The 24,430-nt window shown below is 33.2% G+C and carries 24 protein-coding genes and 1 pseudogene; 18 read left to right on the top strand and 7 right to left on the bottom strand.

Annotation, left to right across the window (positions count from 1 at the left end):
- Positions 1–226: 226 nt before the first annotated feature.
- Both CD116_RS00130 and CD116_RS00125 read right to left on the bottom strand, forming a co-directional pair.
- Entirely contained in the window at positions 227–1,243 is a 1,017-nt protein-coding gene (locus CD116_RS00130; RefSeq protein ID WP_078101658.1) for a HoxN/HupN/NixA family nickel/cobalt transporter, read from the bottom strand.
- Between the two features lie 163 nt (positions 1,244–1,406).
- Positions 1,407–1,982, bottom strand: a complete 576-nt coding sequence (locus CD116_RS00125) for a helix-hairpin-helix domain-containing protein (RefSeq protein ID WP_047424490.1) — start codon at positions 1,980–1,982, stop codon at positions 1,407–1,409.
- A 219-nt stretch (positions 1,983–2,201) separates the two neighbouring features.
- Between CD116_RS00125 and rarD the strand changes: the two genes are divergently transcribed.
- The gene (rarD, locus tag CD116_RS00120; protein WP_047530298.1) at positions 2,202–3,110 is read left to right on the top strand and encodes an EamA family transporter RarD; all 909 of its coding nucleotides are present in this window, start codon (positions 2,202–2,204) and stop codon (positions 3,108–3,110) included.
- Between the two features lie 414 nt (positions 3,111–3,524).
- On the opposite strand, the gene CD116_RS00115 is transcribed toward rarD, so the two are convergent.
- Together CD116_RS00115 and bstA are read right to left on the bottom strand one after the other, a co-directional pair.
- Positions 3,525–4,943, bottom strand: a complete 1,419-nt coding sequence (locus CD116_RS00115; RefSeq protein ID WP_047548254.1) for an anion permease — start codon at positions 4,941–4,943, stop codon at positions 3,525–3,527.
- Positions 4,944–5,190: 247 nt separating this feature from the next.
- Entirely contained in the window at positions 5,191–5,652 is a 462-nt protein-coding gene (gene bstA / locus CD116_RS00110) for a bacillithiol transferase BstA (RefSeq protein ID WP_047548250.1), read from the bottom strand.
- 172 nt (positions 5,653–5,824) lie between these two features.
- Between bstA and CD116_RS00105 the strand changes: the two genes are divergently transcribed.
- Positions 5,825–6,163: a PadR family transcriptional regulator gene (locus CD116_RS00105; protein WP_047548247.1), complete on the top strand. Its 339-nt coding sequence runs from the start codon at positions 5,825–5,827 to the stop codon at positions 6,161–6,163.
- Positions 6,153–6,920, top strand: a complete 768-nt coding sequence (locus CD116_RS00100; protein ID WP_047548245.1) for a membrane protein — start codon at positions 6,153–6,155, stop codon at positions 6,918–6,920. The genes CD116_RS00105 and CD116_RS00100 overlap by 11 nt, the downstream gene beginning before the upstream one ends.
- Before the next feature lie 119 nt (positions 6,921–7,039).
- Here the strand turns inward: CD116_RS00100 and pcp are convergent, their stop codons facing one another.
- Complete coding sequence (gene pcp / locus CD116_RS00095; RefSeq protein WP_047548242.1) at positions 7,040–7,678, bottom strand: pyroglutamyl-peptidase I; 639 nt, start codon at positions 7,676–7,678, stop codon at positions 7,040–7,042.
- Between the two features lie 150 nt (positions 7,679–7,828).
- Complete coding sequence (trhO, locus tag CD116_RS00090) at positions 7,829–8,785, bottom strand: oxygen-dependent tRNA uridine(34) hydroxylase TrhO (RefSeq protein ID WP_047428074.1); 957 nt, start codon at positions 8,783–8,785, stop codon at positions 7,829–7,831.
- 243 nt (positions 8,786–9,028) lie between these two features.
- On the opposite strand from trhO, the gene CD116_RS00085 reads away from it, so the two are divergent.
- Positions 9,029–10,000, top strand: a complete 972-nt coding sequence (locus CD116_RS00085) for an SMP-30/gluconolactonase/LRE family protein (protein ID WP_078101657.1) — start codon at positions 9,029–9,031, stop codon at positions 9,998–10,000.
- 147 nt (positions 10,001–10,147) lie between these two features.
- On the opposite strand, the gene CD116_RS00080 is transcribed toward CD116_RS00085, so the two are convergent.
- Complete coding sequence (locus CD116_RS00080) at positions 10,148–10,663, bottom strand: YceI family protein (RefSeq protein ID WP_047548238.1); 516 nt, start codon at positions 10,661–10,663, stop codon at positions 10,148–10,150.
- Between the two features lie 378 nt (positions 10,664–11,041).
- Here CD116_RS00080 and CD116_RS00075 point away from each other — a divergent pair, with 378 nt between their 5' ends.
- The 14 genes and pseudogenes from CD116_RS00075 (at position 11,042) to hisF (ending at position 24,084) form a co-directional block, all read left to right on the top strand.
- Entirely contained in the window at positions 11,042–11,890 is an 849-nt protein-coding gene (locus CD116_RS00075) for an SAM hydrolase/SAM-dependent halogenase family protein (protein WP_047428076.1), read from the top strand.
- A 28-nt stretch (positions 11,891–11,918) separates the two neighbouring features.
- Positions 11,919–12,473 carry an ECF-type riboflavin transporter substrate-binding protein gene (locus CD116_RS00070; protein ID WP_047548235.1) on the top strand — a complete coding sequence of 185 codons (555 nt, stop codon included), beginning with the start codon at positions 11,919–11,921 and terminating at the stop codon, positions 12,471–12,473.
- 52 nt (positions 12,474–12,525) lie between these two features.
- Positions 12,526–14,238, top strand: coding sequence for an ABC transporter ATP-binding protein (locus tag CD116_RS00065; protein ID WP_047548232.1), 1,713 nt, complete (start codon positions 12,526–12,528; stop codon positions 14,236–14,238).
- Entirely contained in the window at positions 14,235–15,068 is an 834-nt protein-coding gene (locus CD116_RS00060; protein WP_047548229.1) for an energy-coupling factor transporter transmembrane component T family protein, read from the top strand. The genes CD116_RS00065 and CD116_RS00060 overlap by 4 nt, the downstream gene beginning before the upstream one ends.
- 44 nt (positions 15,069–15,112) lie before the next feature.
- Positions 15,113–15,610: a GNAT family N-acetyltransferase gene (locus CD116_RS00055; protein ID WP_047548227.1), complete on the top strand. Its 498-nt coding sequence runs from the start codon at positions 15,113–15,115 to the stop codon at positions 15,608–15,610.
- Between the two features lie 117 nt (positions 15,611–15,727).
- Positions 15,728–16,852, top strand: coding sequence for a polysaccharide deacetylase family protein (locus CD116_RS00050; RefSeq protein WP_047531009.1), 1,125 nt, complete (start codon positions 15,728–15,730; stop codon positions 16,850–16,852).
- Positions 16,853–17,157: 305 nt separating this feature from the next.
- Positions 17,158–17,976: an ATP phosphoribosyltransferase regulatory subunit gene (locus CD116_RS00045; RefSeq protein ID WP_047548225.1), complete on the top strand. Its 819-nt coding sequence runs from the start codon at positions 17,158–17,160 to the stop codon at positions 17,974–17,976.
- Positions 17,977–17,994: 18 nt separating this feature from the next.
- Positions 17,995–18,609, top strand: a complete 615-nt coding sequence (gene hisG, locus CD116_RS00040) for an ATP phosphoribosyltransferase (RefSeq protein WP_047428101.1) — start codon at positions 17,995–17,997, stop codon at positions 18,607–18,609.
- The gene (gene hisD, locus CD116_RS00035) at positions 18,602–19,852 is read left to right on the top strand and encodes a histidinol dehydrogenase (protein WP_047548223.1); all 1,251 of its coding nucleotides are present in this window, start codon (positions 18,602–18,604) and stop codon (positions 19,850–19,852) included. The genes hisG and hisD overlap by 8 nt, the downstream gene beginning before the upstream one ends.
- 15 nt (positions 19,853–19,867) lie before the next feature.
- Positions 19,868–20,881 (top strand): pyridoxal phosphate-dependent aminotransferase, encoded by a 1,014-nt coding sequence (locus CD116_RS00030; protein ID WP_047548221.1) that lies wholly within the window; start codon positions 19,868–19,870, stop codon positions 20,879–20,881.
- The gene (hisB, locus tag CD116_RS00025; RefSeq protein ID WP_047531016.1) at positions 20,850–21,428 is read left to right on the top strand and encodes an imidazoleglycerol-phosphate dehydratase HisB; all 579 of its coding nucleotides are present in this window, start codon (positions 20,850–20,852) and stop codon (positions 21,426–21,428) included. Before CD116_RS00030 ends, hisB begins: the two co-directional genes overlap by 32 nt.
- A complete protein-coding gene (hisH, locus tag CD116_RS00020; protein ID WP_047531018.1) occupies positions 21,425–22,003 on the top strand; it encodes an imidazole glycerol phosphate synthase subunit HisH in 579 nt (192 codons plus the stop codon). The genes hisB and hisH overlap by 4 nt, the downstream gene beginning before the upstream one ends.
- Positions 21,996–22,700 (top strand): 1-(5-phosphoribosyl)-5-((5-phosphoribosylamino)methylideneamino)imidazole-4-carboxamide isomerase, encoded by a 705-nt coding sequence (gene hisA, locus CD116_RS00015; RefSeq protein ID WP_047428112.1) that lies wholly within the window; start codon positions 21,996–21,998, stop codon positions 22,698–22,700. The genes hisH and hisA overlap by 8 nt, the downstream gene beginning before the upstream one ends.
- Positions 22,697–24,084: pseudogene (gene hisF, locus CD116_RS13785) on the top strand (imidazole glycerol phosphate synthase subunit HisF). Before hisA ends, hisF begins: the two are co-directional and overlap by 4 nt.
- The last annotated feature ends 346 nt before the right edge of the window (positions 24,085–24,430 follow it).

Genomic DNA, 24,430 nt, shown 5'->3' with positions numbered 1-24,430 from the left:
CTATATTAAAGACTATAAGTAAATTGTAAACAGAAATGCTAAAATTTTAAATGAGAAAGCTTTGAAAATCATAATATGGACGATAATAGAAAAATACACTCTCAAAATGATATCATTTCTAAAAGAAACGATTTAAAGATGACAACTGAGAGCGTAGCACAATGGAAGAAGTGTACAGGGTGTCTAAAAACACAACAATACAAACATGTTTGCAAGACAAATTACTTTATTTAGTCCATTTGTGTTCTATGCGACCAAACTTCCAAATTAAACTTGAAATAAGCCAAGTAATTAAAAATAAAGCAACTAAAATATAACCTAAGTTATCAAATTCGATTGAACCAACGAATGACCAAAAAGTACCATGTAAATCCAGTTTGTCAGCAATGATTTGTAGCAATTCAATCATCCCGATAATTAACGCAGCTATGACAGATATCGCAGTAATTGTAATATTGTAATAAATTTTACGAATTGGGTTGAAAAATGCCCAATTATAAGCATATTTCATTACGACACCATCTAAAGTGTCTAATAGACTCATACCAGATGCAAACAGAATAGGTAAAGATAAAATGCCGATAAATGAAATTGCTTGTTGTGATGCACCTGAAGAAAGGGCAAGTAAGGCAATTTCACTTGCTGTATCAAATCCCAGTCCAAATAAAAAACCAAGTGGTAATACGTGCCAACTACGTGTAATTAATTTGAAGTAAGGACCGACAAATCGAGAAATAAATCCTCTTGATTCAAGTAAATCATCTACCTCAGATTCTTCAACATGCTCACGACGTAACTTTGCAAATAATTTAATCAGTGAGATTAAAATGATTAGATTTAATACACCTATGAGTACTAAAAAGAATCCAGATACGAGTGTACCAATTGTCCCACCAATATCTTGGAAATGCGGTAATTCATCTTTAGCCCATTTTACAGATACCCCTAAAAATACTGCCATTAAAAAAACAACTGATGAATGACCAATTGAAAAGTAGAAACCAACACCAGATGGATCTTTGCGTTGCTGTAATAATTTGCGAACCGTATTATCTATCGCCGCAATATGATCAGCATCAAATGCATGACGTAAACCTAATGTATATGCAAGAATCCCCATACCAAATAAGATATGATGGTCTTTTCCAGCAATCCATAAAAAACTAAACCCAATAACGTGTAACAAAATGACAATAGCTATGTATGGTAACCAGCTTAAGTGCGCATTTTTAAAAACAGTCAAAATATATCCTTCTTTCACAATATGATAATTAATCATACTGTAAGCTAAGCAGTCACTCTAGCAAAAAGCACTCATATAACAAAAATGTTATGCAAAATTGTTTGTTAAATAAATATATATATGTAATTACAAAAGTTTTTTGAGCGATATACATTATGAAGTATTAAACCGTAATAATATAAGATGTCACTTTACTCATCTTGGCATCATCTTTAAGATTTTCAAATTCGAAAAAATGAGCAAAATGAATCACAGTACCATTTTTTAAGATTTGACTACCATGCATGGAGCCCAAACGTCCATTTGTGATGATGGAGTGGAAATTGAGTGTAGCAATCTCATTAAAATGATTAGACAGTTCTTGAATCAATATTTGCGGTCCATAAATGTCAAAGTGTCCAGGCACAGACCAAATAAATTCTGTTGTAACGAGTGAACGTAATAATTCAATATCTAATGCTGCTGTGCCAATAATAAAATCTATCATTTTTTGATGTTTAGGTGCATGATTGCATGACACGTCTCCTGTTAATAAAAAAGGTAATGATGAATGAATTTCCGTTTTAAAATGTAGTTGATGCTGAAATAAAGCTTGTTCCAATATTGATATAGCTTTAGGACCTATGCCATGCAAAGTCATTAGAAATGTCTTTTTATATTGTGAGACATCTTCTAATGTATATATGCCTTGATCATTTAGCGCGCGTGTTGCAGGCTGTCCAATTTTAGGTAAATCCATTTGTACCCACCCTTTATGTTTTATGGTAGTCTTTCTGCCAATATACCCAGTTTGCACAGAATTATTTATAAAATTAATATTATTTAGTTGTTGGCGAATAGATGTGAGAAACATAAACAAAATGATATCTTTCTCGAAATATTATTAGTAAAATCGATATATTAGCTAATTAAATGAGCGTATAGAGTTTATTAATTTTGGAAGTAAGGAGGTTTGTAGGTGAATACAGAATATAAAAAAGGTATATTTTTAGCACTCAGTGCGTATATTCTTTGGGGAATATTACCAATATATTGGCAATTCATTGATGCAATTGGTGCATTTGAAATTTTAGCATTTCGAATTATATTTTCAGCAATCTTTATGATTTTTATACTAGCTGTAGGTAAGAAGCAGCGACATGCCTTTCAAAGAGATGTGAATCAACTGTTAGCTAAACCAATTCAGTTATTAGCGATTGTCGTAGCAGGATATGTCATTACGTTGAATTGGGGTACATTTATTTGGGCTGTAACGAACGGTCATGTACTACAATCAAGCTTAGGTTATTACATTAATCCACTTGTTAGCATTTTGCTCGCATTTATCTTTTTAAAAGAGCGATTTAATAAATTTGAATGGTTAGCCATATTATTCGCATTTATCGGTGTACTCTATATGACACTGAAAATTGGAGAATTCCCTATAGTGTCTATCATATTGGCGTTATCATTTGGTACATATGGCTTATTGAAAAAAGTAGTACAAATCGATGCAATTAGTAGTATCACTATTGAATGTATTGTTACTGCACCTGCTGGATTAATTTATGTTATTTATTTATGGCAGCAACAGCAAATGTCATTTGGATTTAATATGTCATCATTTTGGTTGTTATTCTCTGGTGCAATTACAGCAATACCGCTTATTCTATTTTCAGCCGGTGCAAAACGTATTCCACTTTCATTGATTGGATTTATTCAATACGTTGGACCGACAATAATGTTTGTACTCGGTATATTTGTATTTAAAGAGCCATTTGATATACATCAATTAATTACGTTTATATTTATCTGGATAGGTATTGTGTTATATAGTCTTTCTCAATACATTAAATTGAAGAAAAATCCGGTGGCAAAAACATTATAAAAAACTTGAAAAAGTAATTGTGCAAGTCATCAATTTTCCTTTTGTATCATGTTAGGGTGAGACTGAGGTATGTGTGCAGTAATAATGACAGACGTATAAAGTTGAAATAGTATAATGAACTGAAGTAAAGCACTTTCGTTGGATTCGCAATTAAAATGAATTTAAACGAAGGTGTTTTTTGTGATAATTTATGAGGGCATATGTAATGTCGATCAATGAAGCGGTTTTGAATAGAAATTTATTTTATGTGATGTTACGCAATGATTTAAAGGTTTATAAATATTTTTAATGAAGCGCGCAATGATTTTAAGTATGAACGTATTTAAGAGGAACGCCTTGATTTAGCAAAGATTGTTTTAAATAATAATTAAAAAGCGCCCTAATCAATGAGATTCGAGCGCTAATTTAAATACTTTAAAATATACCAATTACTTTCATCCAAAGTGATCCTAAACCAATCCAGATAATAAAGTAGACGAAACCTAATATTAAGTTCATTGTCCACCAACGTTTTTGAGTCACATAACCTGAAGAGAATAGAATTGGCGCTGGGCCACTACTATAGTGTGTTGTTGAAGCTAATAGGTTACCGAAGAAACCTAACATTAATGCACTGAATAATGGTGGTGCACCGGCTGCGATGGCAACGCCTAGTAATGCTGCATACATCGCACTGATATGTGCTGTAGAACTTGCAAATAAATAATGTGAATAGAAGTAGAACAATATTAAAATGACCAGTACTATAGGCCAGCTCAAGCCACCAAGACTTGTAGCAATGGATTTACTTAACCAAGGAATAAATCCAAGTTTGTTTAATTGGTCGGCCATTAACACTAACACTGAGAACCATACTAATGTGTTCCAAGCACCTGTTTCGTTTAAAATGTCTTGCCATGTTAAGACGCCTGTCAATAATAACAATGCTAAAGCGATGAATGCTGTTAAAGTTGCATCAACATGAATGAAGCTACCGATAATCCATAAAGTTAAAGCAACTACAAAAATACCAATCATGAATTTCTCAGCTAATGAGATTTTACCCATAGCCGACAATTCATTTTCAGCCCAACTTTTAGCATTTGGTGTTTCTTTAACAGATGGTGGATAAATTTTATAAATAATAAAAGGTACGACAATTAAGGAAACAAGTCCAGGAACTAAAGCAGCTAAGAACCAATTCATCCAGGTAATATGAACGTTTGACGTACTAGATGCTAAATTTTGTGCCAGTGGATTACCGGCCATTGCAGTTAAAAACATAGCCGCAGTAATTAAGTTACCTTGGAATTCTGTGAAAACCAAAAATGCACCCATTTTACGTGCTGATCCGTCTTTCGGTTTTGAACCAAATGATTCAGAAAGTGATTTGATAATTGGGAACATGATTCCACCAGCACGTGCTGTATTACTTGGTGTAGCAGGTGCTAAAATTAAATCAACCCCGACAATAGAATATGCTAAGCCTAATGTTTTTTTACCAAATAATTTGACGAAATGAAGTGCGATACGTCTACCAAGACCTGTTTTCACGAATCCTCTCGAAATGAAAAATGCCATAGCAATTAACCAAATGCTATTATTACCAAAACCAGCGACAGCCGTTTTCATGTCAACAATGCCAACGAGTACCATGATTGTAAATCCAATTATAGAGACAGCCCCAATTGGCATCGGTTGTGTAATACAAGCAATGATTGTCGCGACGAATATTGCGAACATATACCATGCTGTTGGATCCACAGCATCCGGTTTAAAAGGTGTAAGTGCCCAAATAAGGAGACCTACAACGATAGGGAGTATAAACTTACGATATTTAACCGTGTTTTCCATGTTAAAACGTCCTTCTTTCTATGTTTTATACATATTTCAATTTAAGAATAATGGTAACAGCAAAAGATGTACAGTAATAATTAAATATAAAATTAAATTAATGAAAGTATAAATATAATCATTTTTGAGAAGCGGTGAGCAAAAGGTATTAATAATTTTTTCTAATTGCTTAATTTTAAATGAGTGGACTTTTAAACAAATAAAAACCCCGTCAACATGTTGTTAACGGTTGGTTAGCACATACTTATTATAAATTTTTTAATACACGTGACATTTCTTCTATTTTACCAGCATGAAGTGGAATGTGAATGGCATTTAATACTAATAACTCTTCTAAGTTATGACAACCGGCAATTGGCTGTTTCAATTCAATAGCTAAATCATCTTCAGTTAGTTGTCGTACTTGTTCAGGTAATGTTTGTAGCCCTTCTAAAATCACTTCAATACTAGGTACTTCATCATTCCATTCATCTGGAGACGAACCATTTCCAAATAAAGGTTTATAAGTATTTAAATCAATATTCTCTTTACCAGCAACAGCTAAGGCTGATTCAAAAATTGTTAATACATGCCCAAATTGCCAATGAATGGTATTCGCAAAAGGCTTATGATAATCATCAAGTACCTTTTCAACTTTCCAAGCATCATACACACTAACTAAATATCCTAAACCAGTATCGATAACATCAAACACAGTTTTTGTAGTCATTTCCTAATATCCCCCCATAAATAAAACATACTTTCGTAAGTATTACCCTATTAACAAAGTTGTTAGTCATTTTAAAAATGAAAATATATACCACAACTACCTTACAATGCAAGATAGTTGACGGAAACCTCTCAATATACTATCTTATTATGTAAGATAGTAGGTGATTAAAATGTCAGTGTCTAATCAAATCATGAAAGGTCTCTTAGACGGTGCGATATTAGGTCTCATTGCACAAGGTGAAACGTATGGATATGAAATTATGATGAAACTCAAGGACAAAGAGTTTCCAGAGATAAGCGACGGCAGTATTTATCCAGTTTTGATGCGATTAAACAAAAAAGGATATGTTGAAACAACTTTTAAAAAATCTAGTAATGGTGGCCCAAGGCGAAAGTATTATACGATTACCGATTCAGGCTTAAAAGAACTCGAAATATTTAAATTAAAATGGCAAGCTTTGAATAAAGGAATGATTAACTTGTTTGGAGGGGAAAACGATGTTAAGTAAACAGTCTCAAGATTTCTTGGAAAAGTTACGTGTTGAATTGTTATTTAGAGGTAAGACTGAAGTAGAAGTAGAAGAGTTATTGGAAGAGCTCGAAGACCATTTAACAATGGCTGAAAAGAATAACGAAGATACAAGTTCAATTATTAATACACCGGTTAAGACAATGGCTAATCAGTTATCACCAGAGATAAGTGTAACTAAAGGTCTGTATAAATATATTACGTTATACTTCATTTTTATTTTTGCAGTTATTATTATTCCTAGATTTTTAGATTTGGGTACATTTGATGTGACAATAGCTTTATTATTCTATATAGCTAGTATTATTATTTTTGGTGCTGTCGTCGGTATTCTGATTTTGCGTTATACATTGGTTCGGTTTGGTGACAGAAAAATAACATATGTTATCAATGTAACTTATGGAATAGTCGTATTTTTATGGATGATTTTTGGTGGCTTGATTATTAGAAAATATCCTATCTATAGCTTTTTTGAGTTGAGTGACAAACAGAGTTTTGTCATTGGCTTAGTACTTTTAATTGCAACTGTTATGACTTGTATTTTAATAAAACAGAAAATGTATGCGATTATAGTGTTGGTAATTACGGCGCCAAGTTTAATAGCAAGGATAGCATCTATCTTTAGCAAAGAACCGGATACATTTAATATAGTTTCAGCAGGTATACTAATCATTCTAAATATAGTATTTATTATTTATACGTTTGTAAATTATAGGAAGTTAAAAAAAGAAGACTAAGCAATGTCGTTAAGCCAAAGTATATCTCTACAGTGAAAACGGCATAAAAACCATTCAAAAGCACCCTAAAGTTAGACTTAAACTAACAAAGTAGGGTGCTTTATTTTGTGCAAATATAACTATTCAGTTGTGCCTAGGGCTATGCATAAATCATCATCATCAGAAATAGCTTCAATGGCTGCAGTCAACCCTTTAACAATGCTTTCTAATGATATAGATGGTGTATCGGGTTTACCAGCTACCTGCTCTGGTATGTATGGCACATGGATAAATCCGAAACGAAGGCGAGGATAATGCTTATCTTGTAAGTAACCTAAGTGATAAAGTATGTGATTACATACAAATGTACCTGCACTATTTGAAAGTGCTCCAGGAAGTCCTTGATCAATAATGCTTTGAGTCATTGTTTTAACCGGTAAATTTGAAAAATAAGCTGACGCACCGTCTAAATGAATGGCTTGATCGATAGGTTGAAAACCATCATTATCTGGGATACGGGCATCATCAATATTAATGGCGACACGCTCAGGAGTAATGGCATGTCTACCACCAGCTTGTCCAATTGCTAACACAACATCATAGTGATTAGACGCTAATGCTTTATTTATAATAGTGTCTACTTTCTTAAAAGAAGTTGGTAGTTTTAATTTAACAATTGTATGTTTACCAATATGGTCTTTTAATTGAGTCACAGCTTCCCAAGAAGGATTAATATCTTGATTGTCAAAAGGCACAAACCCTGTTACTAAAATATGCATTTTAAGACACCTCGCAGTATTAAAAATTTAATTTAGTATAACATTCGCGTATGAAAAAATATATCAGGCAATGCATGTACACAAAAAAGCCTCAAAAATCCTATACAAGTCGGATTTTCAAAGCTCATTTTGAAATGTATTTATTTAAAACTAAGCATGTTGGTGTAAATCATCAAAGTTTGTTAAACGACGTTGCCACTCGCTATCACTAATATGATTTGTTTGAACATAACGATTACGCTCATGTTTAGCACATTCGTAAGAGCATGCACCTAAATATTTAGCTTCATTTTCTTCTGAAACTAATATTTGTTTATTACATTCTGGATTAGCACAATTAATATAGCGTTCACATGGTTTGCCATCAAACCAATCTTTGCCGATAATTGTTTTTTCAACTTGGTTAATATCAACACTGATGCGGTCATCAAATACATACATTTTACCGTCCCAATACTGACCTTTTGTTTCAGGATCTTTACCGTATGTAGCGATACCACCATGAAGCTGTGCCACATCTTCGAAGCCTTCTTTTAAAAGCCAACCAGAAAATTTTTCACATCGAATACCGCCAGTACAGTACGTAACCACTTTTTTATCAGCAAATAATTCTTTGTTTTCTTTAATCCAGTCTGGTAAATCTCTAAAACGTGTAATATCCGGGCGAATTGCGCCACGGAAATGACCTAAATCAAATTCATAGTCATTACGTGCATCAATAATGACTGTGTCATCAGCTTCAAGAGCTTTTCTAAACTCTACAGGTGATAAATACTGGCCAGTTGTTTGGCGTGGATCTACATCATCCTCTAAATCTAAAGCAACGATTTCTTTTCGAGGACGTACATGCATTTTCTTAAAGGCATGTTCATCAGCTTCATCAATTTTAAATACCATGTCTTTGAACCGTTCATCAGCATGCATATGTGCCATATACTGTTCGGTTTCTTCTTTTGTACCTGACAATGTACCGTTAATACCTTCTGTAGAAACAAGAATTCTACCTTTTAAATTGTGTGCTTTACAAAACGCTAAGTGATCCTGAGCAAACTGTTCAGGGTTATCAATTGTCGTATATTTATAATATAAAAGAACTTGATAGTTCATGGGTTAATCTCCTTCTAAAAGCATGCTAGGAGCATGTTAATTTTTAAAATAAAGCGTTACACGCATAATTATCTACGCTAATCATTTTAACAGAGATATAGAGGCAATCAATATTTCTAGCTTGAAATCGTCCACTAGACCGATAAAACAGAGAATTGAAAACGTTATCATTTGATTTAAATGTTACCTTGGTTAAAAATGAAAATGATAAGGTAGAAATAACGAATGAAAGGAATGACGATGATGAAGAAACAAGGTTTACCAACATTAGTTTATAGCGGGAAGTCTAGCAGTGCCGTTCCGATTATATCTGAGAGTGAATTACAAACTATTACTGCTGAACCATGGCTTGAAATTTCAGAAAAAGGATTACAACTAGAAGGATTAAATTTTGATCGACATGGCCAACTATATTTATTAGATGTCTTTGAAGGAAATATCTTTAAAGTCAATCCTGAAACTAAAGAAATTAAGCGACCTTTTGTAAGCCATAAAGCAAATCCGGCGGCAATTAAAATACATAAAGACGGTCGATTATTTATTTGTTATTTAGGAGATTTTAAATCTACAGGGGGTATTTTTGTAGCGACAGAAAATGGTGACAACATACAAGATATCATTGAAGATCTATCAACAGAATATTGTATTGATGACATGGTATTTGATTCTAAAGGTGGGTTTTATTTTACAGATTTTAGAGGATACTCTACCAACCCGCTAGGCGGTGTTTATTATGTTACGCCGGACTTTAAAACAGTAACGCCTATTATTCAAAATATCAGTGTAGCTAATGGCATTGCTTTAAGTACGGATGAAAAAGTGCTATGGGTAACTGAAACGACAGCCAATCGGTTACATCGTATTGCACTTGAAGATGATGGTGTGACAATACAACCATTTGGGGCAACAATACCGTACTATTTTACGGGGCATGAAGGTCCAGATTCTTGTTGTATTGATAGTGATGATAATCTATATGTGGCTATGTATGGTCAAGGTAGAGTATTAGTATTTAATAAAAGAGGTTATCCAATAGGACAAATATTGATACCAGGTCGTGAAGAAGGTCGTATGTTACGTTCTACACATCCGCAATTTATACCTGGAACAAATCAACTCATAATTTGTTCCAATGATATAGAAATGGGCGGAGGATCTATGCTTTATAGCGTTAATGGCTTTGCAAAAGGTCATCAAAGTTTTCAGTTTCAATAAGACCAACCTGAATGAAAGGAGTCTTAAATTAAGTTGAAAGTTAACATTTGTTACGCACGAGTTAAACAAAAAATGCCAACTATATCTAGGGATGATATAGTTGGCATTTCATATATATATTAAATCAATGAGGATTGTGATGTGAGGTTATTCTGAGATTGAGAATTCTGCAGATGCTTCGAATTTAACATCTTTGCCTAGCATAACTCCACCAGTTTCAAGTGCTTGGTTAAAGTTAATGCCATAGTTTTCTCTATTGATTGTACCAGTAACAATAACACCTGTTACTTGAGAACCATCCATTGGATTTTTACTTACTCCGTTGAATTCAACATCGAATGTTTCTTCGTTAGTGATGCCTTTAATTGTTAAATCACCAACAACTTTGCTTTCAGATACTGATTTTGTCACAAATGTGATTTTATCAAATTCGTCAGTACCAAAGAAATCACCAGATTTTAAGTGGTTATCACGTGCTTCGTTTTTAGTATTAATTGAGCTTGGAATAATTGTTGCAGTAGCTTTCAAAGTACTGAAGTCATTAATATCTCCTTCAACCGCTACATCAAATTGATCAAATGAACCTTTCACTTTAGAAACCATTAAATGTTTAATTTGGAATTCTAAACTACTGTGCACACCATCAAAAGTGAAGTTAGTCATAATATAAAACCTCCATATTTTTATCTTTTAGATATATTTTTTATATTCGATATACATACGATACCACTGATGAATAAAAGATGCAAGCATTTTATTTCGAATTCGAATAATTTTTGTGATGCATAAAAAGAGAGACCTATAAAAAACTTGCTATTGTTATACCCTAGTCAATTAATTTAAACATAATGAAGTGAGTGCAAGTCCGTGAAATTAAGTTAATGAAATAAATCTGACTATTATTATCATTTTTATAGTCACTACTATTGACTTTGCAACAAGCGACTCGTACTATTTTAATATAATTCTGAAAATTCGAAATATAAATTTTGGAAATGTAGATAATAGTTTTTGAAGTTTAAAAAGAAAAGGAGGTATTTTATGGGAAATTATTTGGTATTGCAATCAGATTTTGGGCTTAGTGATGGCGCTGTAAGTGCAATGTATGGAGTCGCATATACTGTAAGTGATGATATACATGTTGAAAACTTAACGCATGATATACCACCGTATGACATTTGGGTAGCATCATATCGTTTATATCAAACTTTAAAATACTGGCCTAAGGGCACAGTTTTTGTATCAGTGGTAGACCCGGGTGTAGGTAGTGATAGGAGGAGCATTGCTTGTTTAACAGATTCTGGTCATTACATTATTACACCTGATAATGGTTCTTTAAGTCACATCAAACATTACGAAGGTATTAAAAAAGTAATCGAAATTGATGAAGTGAAAAGTCGATTGCCCCATTCTGAAGAAAGTCATACTTTTCATGGTAGAGATGTCTATGCATATAATGGAGCGAGATTAGCTGCAAATAAGGTAGCATTTGAACATCTTGGCCAGGAAATTAATGTTGATAGTATTGAAGCATTAGAAATAAAAGAAGCTACAAAAAATGAGGATTCTGTTACAGGAAGAATTGATATTTTAGATATCAGATTTGGGTCATTATGGACAAATATTCCATTGGAATTCTTAAAATCCTTGGAAATTGTTCATGGTAATAATTTGGTGGTAACAATTTATCATCAAGATAAGAAAGTCTATCAAAATATTATTAAATTTGCGCGATCGTTTGCAGATGTTAATGTGGGTGAACCTCTTGTGTATGTTAACTCACTAGTAAATATTGGTGTAGCGGTCAATCAAGACTCATTTTCAGATTTATATCATATTGGTACTGGAAATGATTGGACGATTCATTTATCTAAAGCACCATCAATTTAATGAATTTCTTATGTAAGGAGTAATGAAGATGAAAAAACAAGATATTTCAGTTAAAACTGTTGTTGCGATTGGTATAGGAGCAGCGGTATTTGTGATTTTAGGGCGTTTTGTTGTAATACCAACAGGTTTTCCTAATACGAATATAGAAACATCTTATGCATTTTTAGCATTAATATCTGTAATATTTGGACCTTTTACTGGTTTAATGACTGGATTAGTTGGACACGCTATTAAAGATTTCACGACATACGGTAGTGCCTGGTGGAGTTGGGTTATTTGTTCAGGAATTATAGGCTGTTTATATGGATGGATTGGCCTAAAATTAAATCTTTCTTCAGGCCAATTTTCTCGGAAATCGATGATTTATTTTAATATCGGTCAAATTATTGCGAATATTATTTGCTGGGCACTTATTGCACCAACATTAGATATTTTGATTTATAACGAACCAGCTAACAAGGTTTATACCCAAGGTGTTATCTCTGCAGTATTAAATATTATTTCAGTTGGTATTATTGGGACAATATTATTAAAAGCATATGCTTCATCTCAAATTAAAAAAGGTAGTTTACGTAAAGAATAATTATTTTGTTGAATTAGATATGTAAATGAATGTAGAAAGGTAATGATATATTATGACTGAAGCAATTATCTCGTTCAAAGACTTTAGTTTTCAATATCATAGTCAAGCAACACCTACATTACAGAATATAAATGTTGATATTTACCCTGGAGAAAAAGTACTAGTAGTTGGTGCTTCAGGTAGTGGTAAATCGACTTTTGCAAATTGCATAAATGGATTAATTCCATTTAAAACTGAAGGTAAAGTAACTGGGGAACTATATATAAATAATCAAGATGCAACTGTTGGTTGTTTACATGAAAGATCTAATGTTGTTGGTACAGTTTTACAAGATACAGATGGACAGTTCATAGGCTTAACAGCAGCTGAAGATATGGCCTTTGTATTAGAAAATAATTGTGTTGAACAAGATGATATGAAGAAAAATGTGAGTTATTGGGCTAAAAAAGTGGATATGATAGAACATTTAAATCACCGACCACAAGATTTATCTGGGGGTCAAAAACAACGCGTTTCATTAGGTGGTATATTAATCCATCGTACCCCTATTTTAATATTGGATGAGCCACTGGCCAATTTAGATCCTGCGACAGGACATGAAACGCTGAGATTGTTAAATAATATTCATGAAGAAACAAAGTCAACGATGATTATTGTCGAACATCGATTAGAAGAATCATTAGATTATACGTTTGATAGAGTTCTTCTTTTTAAAGATGGGAAAATCATCGCTAATACAACGCCTAGTGATTTGCTAAAATCATCTAAGCTTAAAGAAGCAGGCATACGTGAACCATTATACTGTACAGCGCTTAAATATGCAGAAGTAGATGTTGAAGCCATTGATAACTTAGCGAATTTACGTGAAGTTTGTATGAGTGAACATGTTAAATTTAAAGTGAAAAAATGGATAGATAAAACATCTTCAAATGATGATAATAAGTACAAATCTGAACCGCTATTAGAATTAAATGAGGTGTGTGTTCAATATAGTGACTATAGTAAAAGTGTACTTAATAATGTTCAATTAAATGTTTATAGAAGAGAAATGCTTACTATAGTTGGTCACAATGGTGCCGGCAAATCAACACTTGCTAAAGCAATTTGTGGATTTTTAGATATAACAGGTAATATCCAATTTTGTAATAAGGGATTTAATCAATTGTCAATTAGCGAACGATCTGAATTCATAGGTTATGTGATGCAAAATCCAAATCATATGATTTCCGAAAAAATGATTTACGATGAAGTAGCATTAGGGTTAAGAGCACGAGGTATGAAAGAATCAGATATAAAGATACGAGTAGAGAATGTGCTCAAAATATGCGGAATTTATGCATTTCGGAATTGGCCAATTGCAGCTTTAAGCTATGGTCAAAAAAAGAGGGTCACTATAGCATCTGTTTTAGTCTTAAATCCGGAAATAATCATATTGGATGAACCGACTGCTGGTCAAGATTTCTATCATTATAATGAGATAATGTCATTTTTAATTGAGCTAAACAGACAGGGGAAGACGATTATTATGATTACGCATGATATGCATTTATTGTCTGAGTATAGTTCAAGAACAGTTGTATTATCAAAAGGTCAGGTCGTTGCTGATACCACGCCAGTATCGGTATTAAATGATAAAGAAATCTGTGAGATTGCATCATTGAGACAAACATCGCTATTTGAAATGGCCGAATATATAGGGATTAGCGAGCCACAGAAATTAGTACAATTATTTATTAACCAGGATAGGAAGGTGAGACGCCAATGAATCAATATAATACTATAGGTTTTCACCCGGGAAATAGTCGTATTCATCAATTAAATGCGACTGTTAAACTTTTATTCTTATTAGTTGTTTCTATTTCTGCAATGGTGACTTATGACACAAGATATTTAATTTTAATTAGTGCTTCATCTATTTTATTGTTCAAATATGCTCATATTGAATGGAAACAAGTTCGTTTTGTTGTTAAATTCATTTTGTTTTTCACAATATTAAATATTATTGCTGTATACATATTTGATCCTGAATATGGTGTGAAGATTTATAATCAGCGTACAGATATAATCAATGGTATTGGTCGATTTACGCTAACATCACAGGAATTATTCTATCTTTTTAATCTAATATTAAAATATATTAGTACAGTTCCTTTAGCGTTAATATTTTTATTCACAACGAATCCGAGTCATTTTGCTGCAAGTTTAAATCAGCTAGGTGTGAATTATAAAATCAGTTACGCAGTCTCACTAGCATTAAGGTATATTCCAGATATTCAAGAAACATATTTTAATATTTCACAAGCGCAACAAGCAAGAGGATATGATAATTCAAAAAATGCGAAATTTACTAGCCGTGTTAAAGGTATCAAACGCATTGTGTTACCTTTAATATTTTCTAGTATCGAAAGAATTGACACTATTAGTACTGCTATGGAGTTAAGACAATTCGGACAGTATAAAAGGAGAACCTGGTACGTCAAAAAACAATTAAAAAAAGATGATTATGTTGTTTTGTGTCTGACGTTAATACTTCTGATGTTAGTAGTTACATTATTCTTTTTAAATAATAGTCGATATTTCAACCCGTGGCATTAGTATTCAAAAAAATAGTCTTTAAAGAAAAAGAGGTGAGAGATTTAATGATAAACACTGAACGTCTAAAATTAGTGATGCCTAGTGGTAAATATACAAATGAATTGTTTAATATTTGTAGTCATCCACAAGCAAATATATACACACCTAAAGGTATTCACTTCTCTAAACAAGATACGCAAAAGTGGATTGAAAAATGGAGAAATCATTGGGAGCAATATCAATTGGGCTATTTTGTATTGTTAAAAGAATCGAATCACAGCGTTATTGGTATTTGCGGATATGAATATCGGCTATTGGAGCAAGAAACAGTGTTAAATTTATTTTATAAATTACATCCAAGGTTTGAAGGACAAGGGTATGCATATGAGACTATTACAGCAATCACAAATTTTGTTAATTGTATTGATAAAGAAACAATCAAAGTTATCAGAACAAATAAATATAACCAACGTTCAATAAATTTAGCAGAAAGGCTTAATTTCAAGCGAGACGATGCAATGGACGACGTTATCAATAAAGGAGATATTGTGTTTTATAAATAAACTAATATGACAGTATCTAAAAAATAAAATTAAAATTCAAGTATTTCCTCAAAAAGTTATGAGCCATTTAATAAAAATGTTATAATTGTGCGTAATAAAACATAGGGAGATATTTTAATGCACAAAAAATATTTATTGTTATTTTTTCTGTTATTGTCAGTTGGAGTGTTATATAGCTGTTCTAAGCACAATGAGCAAGTTAAAGATACATCTATTGATCCAAATGAATATGCAAAACATAAATCGAAAGTGAATGATAACTGGGAAACTTATCACGGTCAAGTTTATCATGTATTTTATCATCCTTTAGTCACAGATCCCAAAATAGCATTTACAGGTGACGCACACCAAGCTAAGGGCAACAATGATTGGATGATTACTGTAAGTGAATTTAAAAAATCGTTAAATGAATTATATAAAAGTAATTACATCATTGTTAACCCACATGACGCATACGATTTGTCATCTCATCCGGTAAAAGCTAAAAAATTAAAGTTACCTAAAGGTAAAAAGCCTTTAATTATCTCAATTGATGATATGAATTATTATAGTTATATGAGACATCATGGCTATGCTGACCGCTTAGTACTCGATAAAAATAAACATGTTGTATCTGAAACGACAGACCAAAAAGGACATGCTACCTATTCTGATGACAATGATATCGTGCCGATTTTAAATAAATTTGTAAAAGAACATCCAGACTTTTCTTTAAATGGTGAAAAAGGTGTTATTGCATTAACTGGTTATGAAGGTGTATTAGGATATCGTACGAATGAATTAAACAGTAAAGACTATGAAAAAAATAAAAAAGCCGCTGAAGAAGTAGTTCGCGCTATGAAACGAGATGGTTGGTCGTTTGCGAGTCATTCATATGGTCATATTAATTTTGAAAAGACATCATTTGATGGTATTAAAAAGGATACTAAAAGATGGAAAGATGAAGTTGAACCAATTGTAGGTAAAACGGATATGTTTGTATTTCCGCATGGTGCACAAGATAGACATACACCAGCATATAATTACTTAGTAGATGATGCCGGATTTAAGTTTATTGCAGGCGTCGGTCCAAACAATTTTACAGATATATCATCAACGAACGTTTACCAAGATAGAGTTGCAATTGATGGTCTAAACTTATTTGAATTTAAATATAAACTAAAACCATTTTTCAACCCTGAAAATGTATATAGTCAAGAAGATCGACATTACTTTAAAGGTAATCGAAAATATGAAGAATAAGTTGAAATGAATAGAACAATCCTGAAACAAAGATAATGTATTAACTCATTAGGCAAGGACAATTTGTGCAAGAAGTACAACTTCAATATAAAAATTTTAGTTATGAATTTTTATATGCGCAATTGTCCTGCTTTTTTATACAAAAATTCACTTTAAATATATCGAATTTTCAGAAAAACGTTGTAATAATTTGATAAAAATGATAAGTTATTATCCATATTACACTTTAGTTTGGTAGAGCGTTAAAGCGAAAGGCATAAAGTATCATTTATTTTACATAGAATGTTGAAGGTAAGGGTGGTCGAGTGAATTATTCAAAACAATTAATTGCTTTAAAAGAAGCAGAGACAGCATTTTTAAAATACTTTAATCAAGCGAATTATGAGCTGGTAGATTTTAACGTCATTGAAAAATTGGACTGGAAACAATTAAATCATGAAGATTTGCAACAAATGGGTGAGCGTAATTTTTGGCAGCATGAACAACAAATTTATGCACTTCGAAATGATTTTACAGATCAATTATTACGTTATTACACGATGTATCCAACATCAGCAACGAGAGTAGCATATACAGGCTTAATCATTCGAAATAATGAAGCGGCTGTACAAGTAGGTTTGGAAAACAATACGCCAACATTAACTAATGTGCAACAGAGCCTAAAGTTATTTATTCAATTTATCCAACAACAATTACAAGATAATGTGCAATTTGTCGTACTAGGGCATTATCAATTACTCGATGCATTGCTAGATAAAGCATTACAAACACCGGACATATTATCGATGATTGAGGAACGTAATCTATCAGGGTTGGTCACATATTTGTCAGCTGAACATCCGATTGTTCAAATTTTACAGGAAAATACGCAACAACAATTAAATATATTGCAACGTTACATTTCTAAAGATCATCCAGCACTTGTTGAACTAAATGTTTGGCAACAATGGCTACATACACAAGGTTATGAAGATGTTCATTTAGATATTACAGCACAGCCACCAAGATCGTACTACAAAGGACTATTTATTCAATGTCATTTAGTAGAAAATGATTCACGTATTTTAACTGGAGGATACTACAAAGGAAGTATCGAAGGGTTTGGATTAGGACTAACGCTTTAATGTAAAGGAGTGATAATCATGTTAAGAATTGCTATAGCGAAAGGTCGACTAATGGAAAGTTTAATTGCTTACTTAGATTCAATTAAATTTACAACATTATCAGAAACATTAAAGAATAGAGAACGGCAACTATTATTAAGCGTAGACAATATTGAATGTATTTTAGTAAAGGGAAGTGACGTGCCCATCTATGTTGAGCAAGGAATTGCTGATATTGGCATCGTTGGTAGCGACATATTAGATGAGCGCCATTACAATGTTAACAATTTGTTGAATCTGCCTTTTGGGATGTGTCATTTTGCAGTTGCAGCGAAACCCGAAGCAACAAATTATCGTAAAATCGCAACAAGTTATGTCCATACTGCTGAAACATATTTTAAATCAAAAGGCATTGATGTTGAGCTTATTAAATTGAATGGTTCTGTTGAATTAGCCTGTGTTGTTGATATGGTCGACGGTATCGTTGATATCGTTCAAACAGGCACTACTTTAGAAGCAAATGGACTGGTTGAAAAGCAACATATTAGCGATATCAATGCAAGGTTAATTACTAATAAAGCAGCTTATTTTAAAAAATCACAGTTAATAGAGCAATTTATTCGTTCTATGGAGGTGTCTATTACCAATGTTTAATGTACAACAATTTTTAAAACAATTTTCGCTAGAAGCACCATTAGATGAGTCATTATATCCAATTATTCGCGATATTTGTCAGGAAGTTAAGTTTCATGGTGACAAGGCTTTAAAAATGTATAATTTAACATTTGATCATACTAAAACAGATCATTTAGAAATTAGTCGTGAACAGATTAAAGCAGCATTTGATACGTTAGATGAAAAAACAAAACAAGCATTACAACAAAGCTATGAAAGAATTAAAGCATATCAACAAAGTATTAAACAGACGAATCAGCATGTAGGAGAAGCAGGTGAATGTTATGAAATTTATCACCCGCTAGAAAGTGTCGGTATTTATATACCAGGTGGCAAAGCAAGTTATCCTTCAACGGTATTAATGACCGCGACATTAGCACAAGTTGCGGGTGTGGAAAATATTATCGTTGTGACACCACCTCAACCTAATGGTGTGTCTCAAGAAGTATTAGCAGCATGTTACATTACGCAAGTTAACCAAGTATTCCAAGTTGGCGGTGCTCAAAGTATTGCAGCGTTGACATATGGTACTGAAACGATACCTAAAGTAGATAAGATTGTTGGTCCAGGTAATCAATTTGTTGCATATGCCAAGAAATATTTATTTGGACAAGTCGGTATTGACCAAATAGCAGGGCCAACAGAAATAGCACTGATTATTGATGACACAGCAGACTTAGATGCCATAGTATATGATGTTTTTGCACAAGCAGAACATGATGAATTAGCACGTACATATGTCATTAGTGAAGATGCGCAAGTCCTTAAAGATTTAGAATCACGTATTGCTAAAGTATTGCCTAAAGTGGACAGATACGACATCGTTTCTAAAAGTATTGCTAATCAGCATTATCTTATACAAGCTAGTAATTTTGATGAAGCATGCAACGTTATGAATACGATTGCCCCTGAACACGCTTCGATTCAAACGGTAGACCCTCAACCATATATTGAAAAAGTGAAATATGTAGGTGCATTGTTTATTGGACATTATTCGCCAGAGGTCATTGGGGATTACGTTGCAGGTCCAAGTCATGTATTACCTACAAATAGAACGGCTAGATTTACCAATGGGTTATCGGTTAATGATTTCTTAACACGTAACACAGTGATTCATTTAACAAAAGACACATTTGATCAAATTGCTGATTCAGCGCAACATATTGCTCAAGTTGAAGCATTATACAATCACCAACAGTCTATTTTAATACGTCAGTCTTAGGGGAGTGTAATTGAAATGATTTATATTGATAAAAATGAAAGTCCAGTTATGCCGTTGGATGAAAAAACAATGACGTCTATTATTAGCGCAACCCCATATAATTTGTATCCGGATGCAGCATATGAACAATTCAAGGAAGCTTATGCTAAGTTTTACGGATTATCGTCTGAACAAATTATTGCAGGAAATGGTTCTGATGAATTGATTCAGAAGTTAATGTTGATAATGCCAGAAGGTCCGGCATTAACGCTAAATCCAGATTTTTTTATGTATCAAGCATATGCGGCACAAGTAAATCGAGAAATTGCATTTGTAGATGCGACAGCAGATTTAACATTTGATTTGGAAGCCATTTTAACGAAAATTGATGAAGTACAACCATCATTTTTCATTATGAGTAACCCACATAATCCTTCAGGCAAGCAATTTGATGGAGCGTTTTTAAAAGCTATTGCAGATAAAATGAAAGCATTAAACGGATACTTTGTTATTGATGAAGCATATTTAGATTATGGCATGGCATATGATGTTGAAATGGCACCACATATTTTAAGGATGCGTACATTATCAAAGGCGTTTGGAATAGCTGGCTTAAGATTAGGTGTATTAATGAGTACTGCTGAAACGATACAGCGTATTCAAAAAATAGAACATCCATATCCATTAAATGTATTTACGCTAAATATTGCAACCTATATTTTTAAACATAAAAATCAGGCAAAACGATTTTTAACGATGCAACGTCAATTAGCTAATCAGTTAAAACAAATATTTGATACCCATGTTTCAGATAAAATGTCAGTATTCCCATCAAATGCTAATTTTGTACTTACCAAGGGTTCAGCAGCACAACAATTAGGACAATACGTATATGATAAAGGATTTAAACCACGTTTTTATGATGAGCAGGTAATGAAAGGCTATGTAAGATATTCAATTGCAACAGCATCACAGTTAAAGCAATTAGAGGAAATTGTTAAAGAATGGAGTGCAAAATATGATTTATCAAAAACAACGAAACACAGCTGAAACACAACTAAATATTTCAATATCAGATGACCAGTCACCATCGCATATTAATACAGGTGTGGGCTTTTTAAATCATATGTTAACCTTGTTTACATTTCATAGCGGTCTGTCATTAAACATTGAGGCACAAGGTGATGTTGACGTAGATGATCACCATGTAACTGAAGATATCGGCATTGTCATTGGCCAATTGTTACTTGAAATGATTAAAGATAAAAAGCACTTCGTTCGTTATGGAACGATGTACATTCCAATGGATGAAACATTAGCACGTGTCGTTGTGGATATAAGTGGGCGTCCATATTTATCTTTCAATGCAACGTTAAGTAAAGAAAAAGTTGGTACGTTTGATACGGAGTTAGTAGAAGAATTTTTTAGAGCAGTCGTAATCAATGCAAGATTAACAACGCATATTGATTTGATTCGTGGTGGTAATACACACCATGAAATTGAAGCTATTTTTAAAGCATTTGCTCGCGCGTTAGGTATGGCATTGACTGGAACCGATGATCAACGTGTACCATCATCGAAAGGTGTGATTGAATGATTGTCATCGTTGATTATGGATTAGGGAATATTAGTAATGTAAAACGTGCTATTGAACATTTGGGGTATGAGGTGGTTGTCTCAAATAACCAAAAAATAATCGATCAAGCAGAAACAATCATATTACCGGGTGTCGGTCATTTCAAAGATGCGATGTCAGAGATAAAGCGATTAAATCTCGATGCAATATTGGCTAAGAATACTGATAAGAAAATGATTGGTATTTGTCTCGGTATGCAATTAATGTATGAGCGTAGCGATGAAGGTGATGTGTCCGGATTAGGATTTATTCCAGGAAATATCTCGTATATTCAGACAAACTACCCAGTGCCACACTTAGGCTGGAATAATTTAGTGAGTCAGCATCCTATGTTAAATCAAGATGTTTACTTCGTACATTCTTACCAAGCGCCGATGTCAGAAAATGTAATTGCATATGCGCAGTATGGTACTGATATTCCAGCAATTGTTCAATTTAACAATTATATTGGTATTCAATTCCATCCTGAAAAAAGCGGTACATATGGGTTACAAATTTTGCGTCAGGCAATACAAGGGGGATTTATAAATGATTGAATTATGGCCAGCAATTGATTTGATTGGGTCAACAAGTGTGAGGTTAACAGAGGGTAAATATGATAGTGAAGAAAAAATGTCACGCTCGGCTGAAGAAAGTATTGCTTACTATAGTCAATTTGAATGTGTGAATCGTATTCATATCGTCGACTTGATAGGTGCTAAGGCACAGCATGCCCGAGAGTTTGATTATATTAAGTCATTGAGGAGATTAACAACCAAAGATATTGAAGTAGGTGGTGGCATTCGTACGAAGTCACAAATCATGGATTATTTTGCCGCAGGGATTAATTATTGCATAGTTGGAACGAAAGGCATTCAAGATACTGATTGGCTTAAAGAGATGGCACATACATTTCCAGGTCGTATTTATCTGTCAGTTGATGCTTACGGAGAGGATATTAAAGTAAATGGTTGGGAAGAAGATACAGAGTTGAATTTATTTACCTTTGTGAAACAGTTATCTGATATACCTCTTGGAGGCATTATTTATACTGATATCGCTAAAGATGGCAAAATGTCAGGGCCTAACTTTGAATTAACGGGTGAATTAGTAAAAGCAACGATAATACCTGTTATTGCTTCTGGAGGTATTAGACATCAGCAAGATATTCAACGATTAGAGTCATTAAATGTTCATGCTGCTATTATAGGAAAAGCCGCACACCAATCATCTTTTTGGGAGGGGCTAAAATGATAAAAAAACGTATCATTCCATGTTTAGATGTCAAAGATGGTCGTGTCGTTAAAGGGATTCAATTTAAAGGATTAAGGGATATTGGCAATCCTGTTGATTTAGCAATGTATTACAATGAAGCGGGTGCGGATGAGCTAGTATTTTTAGACATCTCTAAGACGGAAGAGGGGCATAGTTTAATGCTAGAAGTCATTGAACAAACGGCATCACGCTTGTTTATCCCTCTTACTGTAGGAGGTGGGATTCAAAGTCTCGATGATATTACCCAATTGTTAAATCATGGTGCAGATAAAGTCTCTTTAAATTCAAGTGCACTAAAAAATCCAAAATTAATTAAACAAGCTAGTGATAAATTTGGAAGACAATGCATCTGTATTGCGATTGATAGCTACTATGATACTGAAAGAAATGCACATTACTGTTGTACACATGGTGGTAAAAAGGTGACAAATATTAAAGTATATGACTGGGTACAGCAAGTAGAACAGTTAGGTGCAGGTGAACTCCTCGTTACGAGTATGGGACATGATGGTATGAAGCAAGGATTTGATATTGAACATCTAGCGAAAATAAAGTCTCTTGTGAACATTCCAATCATTGCATCTGGGGGTGGTGGCAATGCACAACACTTTATAGAATTGTTTGACCAGACCGATGTATCTGCTGGTTTAGCTGCAAGTATATTGCATGATAGGGAAACGACGGTTCAATCTATTAAAAAAGTGATACGACAAGGGGGTATAGCAGTAAGATGACCAATTATAAAATTGATTTTAGTAAAGGGTTAGTACCAGCTATTTTACAAGATAATCGAACAAAACAAGTATTGATGTTGGGTTATATGAATCAAGAAGCTTTTGATAAAACGATAGAAGATGGTGTGGTATGTTTCTATTCGCGGTCGAAACAACGTCTATGGACAAAAGGTGAAACATCTGGTCATACGCAACTTGTTAAAGATATTCATGTAGATTGCGACAATGACACTATTTTAATTGATGTCATACCAAATGGACCAACATGTCATACAGGCAGTCAAAGTTGTTTCAACACAGAAGTACCATTTTCAGTGCAAACATTAGCGCAGACAGTTCAAGATAGTGCACAATCAAATAATGAAAAGTCATATACAAAATATTTATTAACAGAAGGTGTAGAAAAGATTACGAAAAAATACGGTGAAGAAGCTTTTGAAGTCGTAATTGAAGCGATTAAAGGTGATAAAAAGGGCTTTGTATGTGAAGTGGCAGATGAACTTTATCATTTGTTTGTTTTGATGTACGCACTTGGAGTCGATTTTGCAGAAATTGAGACAGAATTAGCGCGTAGACATCATAAGCGTAATAATTTTAAAGGCGAGCGTCAAAATATTGAACAATGGTAAAACAAGTATGGATTGAGATGTAGAAAGACAAGTTAGCTTCATATTTGTGATTCTGAATTTTGGATTTGTTAGCTAAGTATAAGGCAGAAATAAATTTACGTTGTAATTTAGTTAAATTGAACAGAGGTTATACAAAGTGAACAAACAATTAATAGGACAAATGAATCAAGTTATTATTTTTATTAATGTTACTTTAGCAATAGCGTAGACGATAATTGAAACTACAGATAAAACTGAATATTGAAAGAGGTCGGGACAAAAGCGTTTAGGATTTGAGCAGAACCGAACGATAAGCAAAATTGTTTTCCAAATTTTGTCGAACCGTGAGAGTTTCTGCCGAAAATCC

It is taken from the genome of Staphylococcus schweitzeri, assembly GCF_002902405.1.
In the GTDB taxonomy this organism is placed as follows: Bacteria; Bacillota; Bacilli; order Staphylococcales; family Staphylococcaceae; genus Staphylococcus; species Staphylococcus schweitzeri.
This window is presented reverse-complemented; position numbering and strand designations above follow the sequence as displayed.

Coding starts and splice junctions, on each gene's coding strand:
- CD116_RS00070 (WP_047548235.1), top strand. CDS start 11,919: ATGAAAAAACAAGATATTTCAGTTAAAACTGTTGTTGCGATTGGTATA.
- CD116_RS00060 (WP_047548229.1), top strand. CDS start 14,235: ATGAATCAATATAATACTATAGGTTTTCACCCGGGAAATAGTCGTATT.
- CD116_RS00065 (WP_047548232.1), top strand. CDS start 12,526: ATGACTGAAGCAATTATCTCGTTCAAAGACTTTAGTTTTCAATATCAT.
- CD116_RS00055 (WP_047548227.1), top strand. CDS start 15,113: ATGATAAACACTGAACGTCTAAAATTAGTGATGCCTAGTGGTAAATAT.
- CD116_RS00115 (WP_047548254.1), bottom strand. CDS start 4,943: ATGGAAAACACGGTTAAATATCGTAAGTTTATACTCCCTATCGTTGTA.
- CD116_RS00075 (WP_047428076.1), top strand. CDS start 11,042: ATGGGAAATTATTTGGTATTGCAATCAGATTTTGGGCTTAGTGATGGC.
- pcp (WP_047548242.1), bottom strand. CDS start 7,678: ATGCATATTTTAGTAACAGGGTTTGTGCCTTTTGACAATCAAGATATT.
- trhO (WP_047428074.1), bottom strand. CDS start 8,785: ATGAACTATCAAGTTCTTTTATATTATAAATATACGACAATTGATAAC.
- bstA (WP_047548250.1), bottom strand. CDS start 5,652: ATGACTACAAAAACTGTGTTTGATGTTATCGATACTGGTTTAGGATAT.
- hisD (WP_047548223.1), top strand. CDS start 18,602: ATGTTTAATGTACAACAATTTTTAAAACAATTTTCGCTAGAAGCACCA.
- hisA (WP_047428112.1), top strand. CDS start 21,996: ATGATTGAATTATGGCCAGCAATTGATTTGATTGGGTCAACAAGTGTG.
- hisG (WP_047428101.1), top strand. CDS start 17,995: ATGTTAAGAATTGCTATAGCGAAAGGTCGACTAATGGAAAGTTTAATT.
- CD116_RS00085 (WP_078101657.1), top strand. CDS start 9,029: ATGAAGAAACAAGGTTTACCAACATTAGTTTATAGCGGGAAGTCTAGC.
- CD116_RS00080 (WP_047548238.1), bottom strand. CDS start 10,663: ATGACTAACTTCACTTTTGATGGTGTGCACAGTAGTTTAGAATTCCAA.
- hisB (WP_047531016.1), top strand. CDS start 20,850: ATGATTTATCAAAAACAACGAAACACAGCTGAAACACAACTAAATATT.
- CD116_RS00050 (WP_047531009.1), top strand. CDS start 15,728: ATGCACAAAAAATATTTATTGTTATTTTTTCTGTTATTGTCAGTTGGA.
- hisH (WP_047531018.1), top strand. CDS start 21,425: ATGATTGTCATCGTTGATTATGGATTAGGGAATATTAGTAATGTAAAA.
- CD116_RS00100 (WP_047548245.1), top strand. CDS start 6,153: ATGTTAAGTAAACAGTCTCAAGATTTCTTGGAAAAGTTACGTGTTGAA.
- CD116_RS00125 (WP_047424490.1), bottom strand. CDS start 1,982: ATGGATTTACCTAAAATTGGACAGCCTGCAACACGCGCGCTAAATGAT.
- CD116_RS00030 (WP_047548221.1), top strand. CDS start 19,868: ATGATTTATATTGATAAAAATGAAAGTCCAGTTATGCCGTTGGATGAA.
- CD116_RS00105 (WP_047548247.1), top strand. CDS start 5,825: ATGTCAGTGTCTAATCAAATCATGAAAGGTCTCTTAGACGGTGCGATA.